We start from the raw sequence: 12,356 nt of genomic DNA on the forward strand, positions 1-12,356 counted from the left end.
CGCGCTGAGCGTGGCGCGACGGCGCTGTATTTTGGTCGGCAGCGGTTATAGCGACCAAGGTCCGGCCTTGCCACAGTTTTGCACTGCGCCACGGAACTTCAAGAAAATCTGAAAGTCGCTGTCGGATCGCGCCTCGCCGGCCCGTCCTCGAGGCAGACGGTACGGAAACGGCACCAAATCGCCGGCCCGCCGTTGAAGATGGAACCCACCTGAACAGTCCGAGGAGCAAGACATGCAAAAGATCACCACCTTCCTATGGTTCGACGGCCAGGCCGAGGAGGCCATGAACCACTACGTTTCCATCTTCAAGAAGTCGAAGGTGCTTAGCACCATGCGCTGGCCCAAGGGCCATGCTCTCGAAGGCCAGGTGCTGGTGGCCTCGTTCGAACTCGACGGCGTGCAATTCCAAGCGCTCAACGGCGGTCCGCAATACAAGTTCACCGAGGCGATCTCGCTGTCGATCGACTGCGAAACGCAGGAGGAAGTCGACCATTTCTGGACTAGGCTCACCGAGGATGGAGGCCAGCCCGGCCGGTGCGGCTGGCTGAAGGACAAGTTCGGGGTTTCCTGGCAGGTCGTGCCGGAACAATTGCCGCGCCTGCTTCAGGATCCTGACCGGGCCAAGGCCGGCCGCGTGATGTCGGCGATGATGCAGATGGGCAAGATCGAGATCGACAAGCTGGAAGCGGCGGCGAAGGGCTGAGCAGGCTTCACCTTCTCCCACAAGGGGCTAGCGTGCGCACACATTTGCTTCGTGCTGTGGTCAAGCGTGAAGAGGCGCCGTCGGAAAATGGCTTGAAGCGGTTGAATTGTATGTGATTCTGTAGCCGCCATTGTTGATTCTGGAGGTTTCGACGATGGCTTCGTTGCTTGGCTACTTCGGCGACCTGCGCCTGCAAAAAAGGGGAGCATGGTTCTGGAGCGCATGTTTGCGCGTGTCAGCACGGGCATGCGCCGGCTGGCCGACACGCGCGCCGAGAAGGTCGCGTTCACACGCCTGTTTCGCAATCGCCACGTGAGCACGCAAGAGATCATCCGCACGGCGGCGGCGCGAACCGCCGAACTGGCCGCCGGCCGCCACGTGCTGATCATCGAGGACAGCAGCGAGATCAACTATGAAGCCAAGGCTTCGCGCAAGCGCGGCCTCGGTCGTGTCGGCAATGGCACCGATATCGGGCTGTTCGTGCATCCGGCGTTGGCCGTGGATGCCGTGGACGGCTCGGTCCTTGGCCTTGCAGGCGCCACGATCTGGCGGCGCGAGGCAGAGAAGGCGGATGACTACCAGGCGCTGCCGATCGAAGCCAAGGAAAGCCACAAGTGGATCGGCACCGCCAAGGCGGCATGCCAGGCGCTGACCGACGCGCCGCAGATGACGGTGATCGGCGACCGCGAGGCCGACATCTACGAAGTGTTTGCAAGGCTGCCCGACGAGCGCACCCATGTGCTCATCCGCGCTGTACGGGATCGGGCCTTGGGCACGCGGGGCGAGCGCCTGTTCGGCGCGATCGCCAAGACGCCGGAAGCCGGCCGCATTGCCTTCGAACTGCAGGCCCGACCCGGCCGGCCGGCCCGCACCGTCGAACTGGCCGTTCGCTTCACCGCGGTGAGCTTGCGCCAGCCCCGCCTTGGCGCCGACAGCCGCGATCCGCGCGAACTCACGCTCAACATGGTGGAAGTGCGTGAGATCGATCCACCTTCGGCCAAGGACGCGGTGATCTGGCGGCTGTTGACCACCCACAGCGTCGAAACGCTCGCCGATGCCTGCCGCATCGTCGACCTGTATCGCTCGCGTTGGAGCGTCGAACAGCTGTTTCGGACCGTGAAGTCGCAGGCCATCGATCTGGAGGAAAGTCTCATCGCCGACGGCGATGCACTCGAACGTCTGGCCGCCACCGCTCTGGTCGTCGCCACCAAGGTCATGCAACTCGTACACGGGCGTGGTTCGCCGGGCCAGCGCTTCCAGGCCGCACACCTCTTCGATCCCACCGAGATCACCGTCCTGGAAGTGCTCATCGCCAAGCTCGAAGGCAAGACCCAAAAGCAGAAGAACCCGCACCCCACGCACACGCTCGCCTGGGCCGCCTGGTGTATCGCCAGGCTCGGAGGCTGGAACGGCTACGAAAAGGAACGCCCGCCAGGGCCCATCACCTTCACCCACGGCCTCAGACGCTTCAACGCCATCACACACGGCTTCGTTCTGGCCTCGCAAAAATGAGCCCGAAGCAAATGTGTGCGCACGCTAGCCCAAAAGGGGAGAAGGAAAAGCTGCGCTTCACGCCGCCTTGTCGCGGACCTGGTAATCCTTGACGGCGGCGAAGCGGATCGCCTTCCAGCGCTCGGCCTCATAGTTCAGCGAAAAGGCATGCTGGGCGAGGAAGACCGGATCGTTGTCGAGATCGCGGGCAATGTCGCCGCGATGCCCTTCGATGAAGCGCTGCAGCTCAGCCTTGTCGTCGGCCGAAATCCAGCGGCAGACGGAAAAGCGCGACATCTCGAAATCTACCGGCAGCGTGTACTCGATGTTGAGCCGCTCCTTGAGCACATCGAGCTGCAGCGCGCCGACCACGCCGACGATCGCCGGTGAGCCGTCCTCGGGCGAGAAGAGCTGCACGACGCCCTCCTCGGCCATCTGGTGCAGCGCCTCCTTCAGCTTCTTGGCCTTCATGGCGTCGCCGAGGCGGACGCGGCGCAGGATTTCCGGCGCGAAATTCGGCACGCCGCGGAACAGGATCTCCTCGCCTTCGGTGAGAGTGTCGCCGATGCGCAGCGTGCCGTGATTGGGGATGCCGACGACGTCGCCGGCGAAAGCCTCGTCGGCCGTGACTCGCGTGCGGGCGAAGAAGAACTGCGGCGCCGACAGGCTCATCGGCTTGCCGGTGCGCACCAGCTTTGCCTTCATGCCGCGCTCGAGCTTGCCCGAGCAGACACGGACGAAGGCGATGCGGTCGCGGTGGTTGGGATCCATGTTGGCCTGGATCTTGAAGACGAAGGAGGTCATCTTCTCCTCCGTCGCCTCCACCGTGCGTTCATCGGCTGCCTGGGCGCGCGGCGGCGGGCCGTAAGCGCCCAAAGCCTCGATCAGGTCGCGCACGCCGTAATTGCGCAGCGCCGAGCCGAAATAGACCGGGGTCAGATGGCCTTCGCGGAAGGCGTCGACGTCTAAGGGTCTGCACGCTTCCCGCGCGAGCTCCAGCTCCTCGATGAAGTCGTTGCGCTCGTTTTCCGGCAAAAGCCCGGCGACGCGATTGGAATCCGGACCGTTGACCGGGGTGCGCTCCTTCTCGTCGTCGCTCCGGCGCACCGCGTTCTGCGCCAGATGATAGGTGCCAGAAAACGTCCTGCCGCGGCCGATCGGCCAGGTCACCGGCGCGGTATCCAGCGCCAGTTTCTGCTCGATTTCGTCCAAAATTTCGAACGGATCGCGGCTCTCGCGGTCCATCTTGTTGACGAAGGTGATGATCGGGATGTCGCGCAGCCGGCAGACCTCGAACAGTTTCAGCGTGCGCGGCTCGATGCCCTTGGCGGCGTCGATGACCATGACGGCGGAATCCACCGCCGACAGCGTGCGGTAGGTGTCGTCGGCGAAATCCTCGTGGCCGGGCGTGTCGAGCAGGTTGAAGACGTTGTCGTCATACTCGAAGGTCATCACCGAGGTGACAACCGAGATGCCGCGTTCGCGCTCGATCTTCATCCAGTCGGACCGGGTCTGGATGCGGTCCTTCTTGGCCTTGACCTCGCCGGCAAGCTGGATGGCGCCGCCGAACAGCAGCAGCTTTTCGGTAAGCGTGGTCTTGCCGGCGTCGGGGTGCGCGATGATCGCGAAGGTGCGGCGGCGCGATACCGCCTGTTCGATGTCTTCTGCCAATTCGTGAAATCCTGTCTGTGGCGCGGGCTTCTAGCAGCGCATTTTGGGCGTGTCGACAGGTTCGGGCAGATCGGGTCGTCCGAGCGGCGCAGCCGCCAACCCGGTAAGGGAACCCGTGTCCTTTCAGATCCGCTCGCTACGGCCGACCTTGCGGCCCAATCTGGTGATCAAGCGTATCTCCATGCGCTCGACGCCGATGTCGCGCAGCAGGTAGTCCGGCAACTCGTCCAGCCAGGCGCGATCCCTGCGGATGCGGATGATGCGCGCCAGGGGACCTATGCCGGAACGGCAGATTTCGACGGCCGTAGCGAAAGAGCACCCAAGCGCGGATCGATTGGCGACGAGCTCCTGCCCGAAGATGGTCATAGTCATGTCTCCATCGGTTTAAACGATGACATTGGAAGGGCCAGTGAATGACCCTCCCAAAGGCTTCTCGAAGAAGAGGTCAGAACCAATCGCGCTCACGGCTCACATGCCGCGGAGCTTCACGATCCATCCCTCCCCGTCAGGCGGCGGCGTAGGCCGTCGTCGGATCGAACAGGCGCTTCACCTGCGTGATCTTGGTGGCCGGGAAGCCGCTCATCTTGGCGTGGCGCTGGATGATCGCCTCGTCCTTGGCGAGGTAGACGCAGAACGTCTTGTCGTCCGCCACGAAGGACTCCACCCACTGGATGTCCGGGCCGAGCTCGGCGAGAACGGCATTCGAGGCCTTGGAGGCATCGCGAAGCTGCTCGCGCTCGAAGGTGCCGACCTTGGGAATTTCGCGTTCGATGATGTATTTCTGCATTTCACAATCTCCTTGATCTGCGGTTGAAATGCCTTCGGACGCCCGACCAGGTCGGGTGCCGGTGACATCCCCGGGGCCGCTGAGGTAAACTGCAGCTTGGCTCGCCAGGCAGACGGAGAATTGCCCAAGAGGCGGCCAACAGTCCTTATGCCGCTCTTATCTGGTTCTGATCCTTTGCCTATTGCCGTTACAGGGATTGCTGCCGATGGGAATTCATCGCTTCGGCGACTTCGAGCTCAACGAAAACTCCCGCGCCCTTCGCCGCGCCGGAAGCGAGATCGAGGTGCAGCCCCTGGTCTTCGATTTCCTCGCCATGCTGCTGCGGCACCAGGACCGGGCCTTGAGCAAGGATGAGTTGCTCGAAACGCTGTGGCCGGGCGTGACGGTGACCGAGGCGTCGCTGCAGCGCGTGGCGAGCCTAGCCCGCGGCGTTCTGCGCCAGGGCGGCCTGGAGACGGCGCTGCGCAACCTGCCCCGCTTCGGCTACCGGATCTGCCTCGATCAAGCGGTCGCTTCGGAGAACAGGTCGGCTCCGGCCGATGGCGGCGACAAGCCAACGAGCCCCGGCTCACCAATCCTGTCGGCACGCGCGGCCGCTGCAGCCAGAAAATGGCACGAGGCCGCGGCTTCCTTCGCCCAAGCGAATGCCGCCGACGAGCTGCTGACGGCCGATCTCGAAGAATGGGCCTTGGCACTGGAATGCATGGGGCGGCCGGCTGCGGCCATCCCGCTTCTGGCTCGCGCCGTGACTGCCTACGGCGTGGCCGGCGAGCGCCTGCGCGCGGCCTCCCCGGCAGTCACCCTCGCCAGGATCCATCTCGAGAGGGGAGAGCTTGCCGTCGCCAAGGGCTGGCACAAGCGCGCCGCGCAGCTGATCGACAGCGCCACCGAGAGCAGGGAGCACGGCCTGTGGTGCTGGATGGGGGCGCGCATCATGGGCGCCGAAGCAGAACCCGAGCAGGCGCTCGCATTTGCCGAGCAGGCCTTCAAAGTCGGCAAACATCTTGAAGACCCGGTCGTGGAATCGCTCGGGCTGATCTATCGCGGCTTCTTCAAACTTTGCCTCGGGGAAACCAAATCCGGCCAGGAGGACCAGGATTTCGCCGCCGCGCTCGGCCTCTCAAGCGACATAGACCCGGTTGTCGGCGGCATCCTCTATTGCAACATCCTCTGGTCCTGCCGGAACTTCGGCGACTGGGCGAGGGCCAACCAATGGACATTCGGCTACGAAAACTGGTGCAAGGGACACGGGCTGGAGAACCTGTCGGGATCATGCCGGCTGCATCGCGCCGAGGTGCTTGGCGTCCATGGCACGCTGAAGGAGGCCGAGGCACTGGTGCGCGCCGCGCTCGACCAGCTTGCGCTCGATGCGCCGTGGGCGACGGGCGATGCACTGCGCGTGCTGGGTGACATTCATCTCGCCGCCGGCGATCTCGCCGAGGCGGAAACAGCTTATCGCGCGTCCCACGCCGCGGGCTGGGATCCGCAGCCCGGCCTTGCGCTGCTGCAGCTCGAGCAGGGGCAGGCAGAAGCGGCCTTCAGCGCTCTCGAGCGCTCCCTGGTGGGGAACGGCTGGCCGACACTGCAGCGGCGCGGCATCGTCCTTGCCACGCTCGCCAAGGTGGCGGCGCGCACCAACCGGCTCGAGCGCGCGAAAGAGGTCTTCGCCGAATTGGAGGCCCAGCCACAGCGCTGGCCGATGGCCTCCATCCGGGCGCTGACCGGCGAGGCCAAGGCAGAGCTTTTCATACAGGAGGGACGCCTCGCCGAGGCTGTTCGGGAGCTGCAAACCGCATGCTCGCTCTGGAACGAGATCGGCTCGCCGATCAATGTCGCAGACGCCAGGCTTTCGCTCGCGGCGCTCCTCATTCAGCTCGACGATCGTAACGGCGCGGAACTGGAGCTCGGCACCGCGTTGGCGCTTGCGAAGAAGCTCGACTCCTCCCGACTCATGCGGCGCTGCGAAGAGCTGAAGGACATGCTCGCCGGGACTCAGAAGGCAGCGGTGGGCAGCGTGTAGCCGCGTCTCGCTTGAGCGCTTCTACCTTGAGGTATGGCCGGCGCGGTGGCATGACGGGGGGAAATCTCCCCGAAGGTCCAGCATGAGCAGCCCAAAACAAGTCATCGTCATCGGCGCCGGTATCATCGGCGCTTCGATCGCCTGGCATCTGACGAAGGCCGGCGCGCGCGTGACGGTCGTCTCGACAAGCGGCGCCGGCGGCGTCGCGACGCCCAATTCCTTCGCCTGGATCAATGCCAGCTGGGGAAATCCCGAAACTTATTTCCACCTGCGCGTCCGAGCCATGGCCGAGTGGACACGGCTGGCGAAGGACCTGCCGGGATTACCGCTCGCCTGGTGCGGCGGCCTGTGCTGGGACCTGCCGGCGGACAGGCTCGAAGCTTATGCGGCCGAGCATTCTTCCTGGGGCTATGGCATCGAGCGGGTTGGGCGCGAACAGGCGGCGCGCATTGAGCCAAACCTCGCCGAGCTTCCGGATTCCGCCCTTTACGTTGCCGAGGAGGGCGTGGCCGAGCCGGTCGCCACAGCCAGGGCCTTGCTCACCGATGCCGATCGGCGCGGCGCGCGGATCATCGCCGGGACCGTCGGCGCGCTGGCGCTGTCCGGCAGCAAAGTCACGGGCGTTGTCATTTCGGGCGAAACGATCACCGCCGACGAGGCGGTGATCGCCGCCGGCACCGGCGCTCCGGCAATCGCCGGAACGGCTGGCATCAAGCTGCCGATCGAGGCCCCGCCCGGCCTGATCGTGCATTCGCGCCCCTACAAGAAGCTGCTCAACGGGCTGGTACTGGCCGAGAGACTGCATATGCGGCAGACGGCGGAGGGCCGCATCATCGCCGGCTCGGATTTCGGCGGCGGCGATCCGGGCGAGAATCCGGAAGCCACCGCCCGCGAGCTGTTCGCGACGATGAAAGCGATGCTGCGCGGCGGCGATGGACTGGAGTTCGATTTTCATACCGTCGGTTACCGGCCGACCCCGATCGACGGATTTCCGATTGTCAGCCGCGCCGAGGGTGTCGGCGGCCTCTATCTCGCCGTCACCCATTCCGGAATCACGCTGGCACCCGCGATCGGCCTTTTTGCCGCCCGTGAAATCCTCGATGGCGAGCGCGATGCGTTGCTGGCGCCCTACGCGCTGTCGCGTTTCGCTCAGTAGCCAGGCGGCCGGCGAAACCCGCCAGCCAAGGGCGCGATCGCTGCGGCGATGCCGAGCAGCCGCGCTTCCGACCAGTGCCGGCCGACGAGCTGCAGGCCGACGGGTACGCCATTGCTGTCTTGCCCACACGGTATCGCCACCGCCGGGTGACCAGAATAGTTGAAGACCGCGCCATAGGCGGGCAGCATCCGGTAGCTCTCGTCCTTGCCGTTGACCTTGAGCGTGGTCCCCGGCTTGCAGTGCGCAAAGGCCGTGGTCATGGCGACCGGGCAGAGCAAGGCGTCGCAGGTTTCGAAGAAGCGCTCCCAGGCAAGGATCGAACGGTCGCGGCGGGCGAGCGCGGCGAACCAGCGCGACACCGGCGTCGGCTGCTCTGGCTGTTCCGGCTGTGCTGCCTCCAACATCATGCCGATCAGCCTGTCGCCCTCGGCGAGATCGTCATGCAGGTCGAGCTTCGGCAGTCTTGCTTCCCCGATGCTCGCGCCGGCGGAGGCCAGCCCAGCGGCCAATCTTTCCACCGCGGCGCTGATCTCGGCCGCTATTGGAAAACCCGGGAAGGTGCTGGCGAAGGCGATGCGCAACGAATTCAGTTCGAGCTTTGACGTTGGATCAATCGGCACCGGCGCCAAGTCGGTATCGGTTCCATCCGGGCCGGCAATGATCCGATAGATCAGCGCCAGGTCCTCCGGATTCCGGGCGAGCGGGCCGACACATGACATCCATCGGACACTGCGCGGCGCACCGCCAGGATCGGGGAAAGCGCCGGCCAACGAAATGCGATGCTCCGTCGGTTTCAGGCCATAGACGCCGCAGAACGCGGCAGGGAGGCGGATGGAATCCTGCATGTCGGTGCCAACCTCGAACGGCGCCATGCCTGTCGCAACCGCGGCCGCGGCGCCGCCGCTGGAGCCGCCCGCCGTACGCGACAGATCCCACGGATTGCTGGTGCGGCCAAAGAGCGGATTGTCCGACTGCCAGTCGCCCAGCATTGCGGCGACGTTGGTCTTGCCGACCAGCACGGCGCCCGAGGCCTTTAGCCGGGCGACGACCGGGCTGTCGCTCTGCGGCACATAATTGGCAAAGGGCGGGAAGCCGACGGTGGTCTTCATGCTGGCCGTCTCATGCGCGTCCTTCAAGGTGAAGGGCACGCCATGCAGCGGGCCGGGCGTGTCGCCGCGCGCCAGCGCCGCATCGGCTTTCTCGGCGCCCCCGCGCGCGCCTTCCCGATCGAGGATGACGACGGCGTTCACCGCTTCGTTATGCCGGTCGATCTGCGCGAGATGCGCATCGAGGGCCTCGACCGCCGAAATTTTGCGCTCGGCGATCATTGCCGCGAGGTCGGTGGCGGATGAGAAGGCGAGGTCCATGACGAGGCTCCGGCTGCTGCGCGCCGCCATCAACATGGCGGATTTCGATGTGGCTTCAAGCCGAGTTCAGCATCCGGAGGACAACGGTGCTTGATCGAAATTGCTGCGACTGAACATGTCGAGGTTGTTGCTCTACGCGCCCCTTTCTCCTGCCGGAAATCTCTCCACGGTGGGCAGATTGGATGTCACGATGGCTTTCGCCAAGATCCCAACGTTTGACAGACTACACAGCCATTGCCAACCGCGCGGCGGCCGGCGCAAACGGACGGATGCTTGTGCCGTCCCTGGTCATGGTGACGAAACTCGACGGCGGGATCGCCTGCCAGTCGCCGCCGTCACGGTCGAACGGTTCGGAGACGATGCAGCGGCCGGCGCCTTTGGCGAAGGCGCCGGTATAGAGCGTCGGCGCATGATCGTCGGTGGCATAGCGCACGGCATGCAGCGCCTGGCCGTCGGAGAAGGCGGCGGTCAGCTTCAGCGCCGGTTCGAGACCTGCGCGGCGCGAGGCTTCCAGCACACGGCTGGTGGCGCGCGCCACAGCGCCCTGCGGGTCGTCGGACATGCCTTCGTCGATCATCAGCAGGAAGAAAAGCTCCGAATCGGTGGTGCCCTCGCGCTGGTCGAAGACGGCGTCGGAGAGCGAATTCTCAAGCGTGCGGCGGATTTTTTCGAAGCCGCCGATCTGGCCGTTATGCATGAACGACCAGCGGCCGGAAATGAAGGGATGACAATTCATGCGGCTGGTGGCGCCGCCGGTCGAGGCGCGCACATGGGCGAGGAACAGGCCGGATTTGATCTGCCGGCAGAGGCTCTTCAGGTTCGGATCGGACCATGCCGGCAGGATGTCGCGATAGAGGCCGGGCTCGGGGCGGTCGCCATACCAGGCGAGGCCGAAACCGTCGCCATTGGTCGGCGACTTGGCTTCCTGGGCGCAGTGGCTCTGGGCAATCAGCGAATGGCAGGGCGCGGTGATGATGTCTTCGAGGAAGACCGCTTCACCAAGATAGGCCGCCCACCGGCACATCGCTTTCCACCATCTTTCAGGCGCGGTCCAAGAGAGCCGCCGGCTCCTTCACCGCGTTTGAGCCTCTGTTTTGCGTGCGCTCATAGAGCTCGCGAACGATCCGGCTGGCCGTAGTCTCGAACAGAAATGGCAAGAAAGCGTGAACGAGCGCAGCGCCGGCGGCCATCGACAGGCGGGAACAGAACCAGGCGGCAAAGGCCATATGGCCGAAATAGGTCTCGCCCACCTTGGCCGGATGAGCGGTGAAGAGTGCCGTAAACCGTGTCGTCATGGTGGTCCCTCCTGCCGGGATGAGCCCCGATTCTGAGTAACCTGCCATGAGGCGAAGGTTCATCGATCTCAAATTGTCCTTGAATGGAGAAGAATTTTGGGACATTCATCCCAATATGATCCATGAACTCGATGCAAGCGATCGAAGATTGCTGGCGGAGCTGCAGCGCGACGGCACGCTTTCCGTCGACCAGTTGTCGGAGCGCGTGGCGCTTTCGCGCAATGCCTGCTGGCGGCGCGTCAAGCGGCTGGAGGAGGACGGCGTCATCACCGGGCGCGTGGCGCTGGTCGATGCCGACAAGCTCGGGCTCGGCCTTTCGGTGTTCATCCTGATCCGTACCTCGAACCACGACCCGGACTGGCTGCAGAAATTCCGGGCCGCGGTGACCGGCTTTGCCGAGATCACCGGCGTCTACCGAATGTCCGGCGACCTCGACTATGTGCTGAGGGCCCGCGTCGCCGACGTCAAAGCCTATGACCGGCTCTACCAGCGGCTGATCGCCAAGGTGGCGCTGTCGGACGTCTCGGCCTCTTTCGTGATGGAAGAAATCAAGGAGACGACCGTCGTTCCGGTGGAGTTGCGCTGAAAGCCGGCGGAACCGCGTTCAAAGAAAGCCGTTGATAGGCTTGCCGTCGAGTTGACCGAATCGCCATTCGCGCCGATAGGAATGGGCTCATGCGCACCGCTGTCTATCCTTCCTCCGTCATCGGCCCCACCGTCGGTTTCGTCAGGCTCCCGCATGGCGAGGGCTTGCCGTTGCCGGCCTATGAAAGCTCAGGCGCTGCCGGAATGGATCTGCGTGCCGCGGTGCCGGAAGACCGGCCGCTGCTCATCCTGCCGGGAAAGCGCGCGCTGGTGCCGACAGGACTGATCCTGGAAATCCCGGAAGGCATGGAAGGCCAGGTCCGGCCGCGTTCCGGCCTCGCCTTCAAGCATGGCCTCACCTGCCTCAACACGCCCGGCACAATCGACAGCGACTATCGCGGTGAGGTGAAGGTGCTGCTCGTCAATCTCGGCGATGAGGATTTCGCGGTGACGCGCGGCATGCGGATCGCGCAGATCGTGTTTGCCGCGGTGACGCAGGTCGCCAGCGAGGAACGCTCGCTCGCCGGCGGCACGACACGCGGCGCCGGCGGCTTCGGGTCGACCGGCACCGCTTGATGCAAGTTCCAAAGCTGGTCATCTTCGACTGCGACGGGGTTCTGGTCGACACAGAGAACCTTGCCAACAAACGCCTCGCCGAATGGCTCTCCGGGGCCGGCTTTCAAACCACATTCGAATATTGCCGCAAGCATTTCTCCGGCCGCAGCATGGCCTCGGTGCAGAAAGAGATCGAGGCGGAGACCGAGGTCAGGCTCGGCACCGATTTCGTCGAACGCTGGAACGCCGGCCTGCCGGACCTGTTCGCGCATGGCGTCGAGGCGATCCCTTATGTTCGCGACTTCATCGGGAAGGTGCGCGCGGCCGGCATCGCCTATTGCGTCGCCTCCTCGGCCCGGATCTCGAAGATGCATATCACGCTCGGCCAGACCGGGCTTTTGCCGCTGTTCGAGCACGCCATGTTCTCCTCGACCATGGTCGGGCGCGGCAAGCCCTTCCCCGACCTCTTCCTCCATGCGGCAAAGACAATGGGGTTCGCGCCGGACGGCTGCATCGTCATCGAGGACAGCGTCGCAGGCACCCAGGCGGGCATCGCCGCCGGCATGCGCGTGTTCTCCTACCACGCCGATCCGTTCTCAGACCGCGACGGGCTGGCCGCGGCCGGCGGCATCCTGTTCGACGACATGCGCGAACTCGCCGGGCTGGTGCCGATCCACTGAGTTCATTGCGCTGCGGACAATCCGGCTGTTTGTCGCCGTCAGCCAT

At 64.8% G+C, this 12,356-nt stretch carries 14 protein-coding genes; 7 read left to right on the plus strand and 7 right to left on the minus strand.

Annotation, left to right across the window (positions count from 1 at the left end; genetic code table 11):
- The first annotated feature begins 232 nt into the window (after positions 1-232).
- Together EJ070_RS05880 and EJ070_RS05885 are read left to right on the plus strand one after the other, a co-directional pair.
- Positions 233-703, plus strand: coding sequence for a VOC family protein (locus EJ070_RS05880; protein ID WP_126090483.1), 471 nt, complete (start codon positions 233-235; stop codon positions 701-703).
- Between the two features lie 207 nt (positions 704-910).
- Positions 911-2,215: an IS4 family transposase gene (locus tag EJ070_RS05885; protein ID WP_126090313.1), complete on the plus strand. Its 1,305-nt coding sequence runs from the start codon at positions 911-913 to the stop codon at positions 2,213-2,215.
- Between the two features lie 57 nt (positions 2,216-2,272).
- Here EJ070_RS05885 and EJ070_RS05890 read toward each other — a convergent pair whose 3' ends face one another.
- The 4 genes from EJ070_RS05890 to EJ070_RS36980 form a co-directional block, all read right to left on the minus strand.
- Positions 2,273-3,865, minus strand: a complete 1,593-nt coding sequence (locus tag EJ070_RS05890; protein WP_126090484.1) for a peptide chain release factor 3 — start codon at positions 3,863-3,865, stop codon at positions 2,273-2,275.
- Positions 3,866-3,988: 123 nt separating this feature from the next.
- Entirely contained in the window at positions 3,989-4,231 is a 243-nt protein-coding gene (locus tag EJ070_RS05895) for a DUF1127 domain-containing protein (protein ID WP_189350395.1), read from the minus strand.
- Between the two features lie 139 nt (positions 4,232-4,370).
- Positions 4,371-4,652, minus strand: coding sequence for a DUF4242 domain-containing protein (locus EJ070_RS05900; RefSeq protein WP_067003570.1), 282 nt, complete (start codon positions 4,650-4,652; stop codon positions 4,371-4,373).
- A 187-nt stretch (positions 4,653-4,839) separates the two neighbouring features.
- Complete coding sequence (locus tag EJ070_RS36980; RefSeq protein WP_245464821.1) at positions 4,840-4,980, minus strand: hypothetical protein; 141 nt, start codon at positions 4,978-4,980, stop codon at positions 4,840-4,842.
- On the opposite strand from EJ070_RS36980, the gene EJ070_RS05905 reads away from it, so the two are divergent.
- Both EJ070_RS05905 and EJ070_RS05910 read left to right on the plus strand, forming a co-directional pair.
- Positions 4,966-6,672 carry a hypothetical protein gene (locus tag EJ070_RS05905; protein ID WP_245464822.1) on the plus strand — a complete coding sequence of 569 codons (1,707 nt, stop codon included), beginning with the start codon at positions 4,966-4,968 and terminating at the stop codon, positions 6,670-6,672. The two genes, EJ070_RS36980 and EJ070_RS05905, sit on opposite strands and share 15 nt — an antisense overlap.
- Positions 6,673-6,754: 82 nt before the next feature.
- A complete protein-coding gene (locus EJ070_RS05910; protein WP_126090487.1) occupies positions 6,755-7,828 on the plus strand; it encodes an FAD-binding oxidoreductase in 1,074 nt (357 codons plus the stop codon).
- Here EJ070_RS05910 and EJ070_RS05915 read toward each other — a convergent pair.
- The 3 genes from EJ070_RS05915 to EJ070_RS05925 all read right to left on the minus strand — a co-directional run bounded on the left by EJ070_RS05915 (position 7,822) and on the right by EJ070_RS05925 (position 10,490).
- A complete protein-coding gene (locus EJ070_RS05915; protein ID WP_126090488.1) occupies positions 7,822-9,195 on the minus strand; it encodes an amidase in 1,374 nt (457 codons plus the stop codon). The genes EJ070_RS05910 and EJ070_RS05915 overlap by 7 nt on opposite strands.
- 223 nt (positions 9,196-9,418) lie before the next feature.
- Positions 9,419-10,219, minus strand: coding sequence for a class II glutamine amidotransferase (locus EJ070_RS05920; RefSeq protein ID WP_126090489.1), 801 nt, complete (start codon positions 10,217-10,219; stop codon positions 9,419-9,421).
- A gap of 16 nt (positions 10,220-10,235) precedes the next feature.
- A complete protein-coding gene (locus EJ070_RS05925; protein ID WP_126090490.1) occupies positions 10,236-10,490 on the minus strand; it encodes a DUF6356 family protein in 255 nt (84 codons plus the stop codon).
- 115 nt (positions 10,491-10,605) lie between these two features.
- Between EJ070_RS05925 and EJ070_RS05930 the strand changes: the two genes are divergently transcribed.
- From EJ070_RS05930 to EJ070_RS05940, 3 genes are all read left to right on the plus strand, one after another.
- Complete coding sequence (locus tag EJ070_RS05930; protein WP_126090491.1) at positions 10,606-11,076, plus strand: Lrp/AsnC family transcriptional regulator; 471 nt, start codon at positions 10,606-10,608, stop codon at positions 11,074-11,076.
- An 89-nt stretch (positions 11,077-11,165) separates the two neighbouring features.
- Positions 11,166-11,651, plus strand: a complete 486-nt coding sequence (gene dut, locus EJ070_RS05935) for a dUTP diphosphatase (RefSeq protein WP_126090492.1) — start codon at positions 11,166-11,168, stop codon at positions 11,649-11,651.
- Positions 11,651-12,310 (plus strand): HAD family phosphatase, encoded by a 660-nt coding sequence (locus tag EJ070_RS05940; protein WP_189350397.1) that lies wholly within the window; start codon positions 11,651-11,653, stop codon positions 12,308-12,310. Before dut ends, EJ070_RS05940 begins: the two co-directional genes overlap by 1 nt.
- Positions 12,311-12,356 lie beyond the last annotated feature (46 nt).

The organism is Mesorhizobium sp. M1E.F.Ca.ET.045.02.1.1, from assembly GCF_003952485.1.
GTDB lineage: Bacteria > Pseudomonadota > Alphaproteobacteria > Rhizobiales > Rhizobiaceae > Mesorhizobium.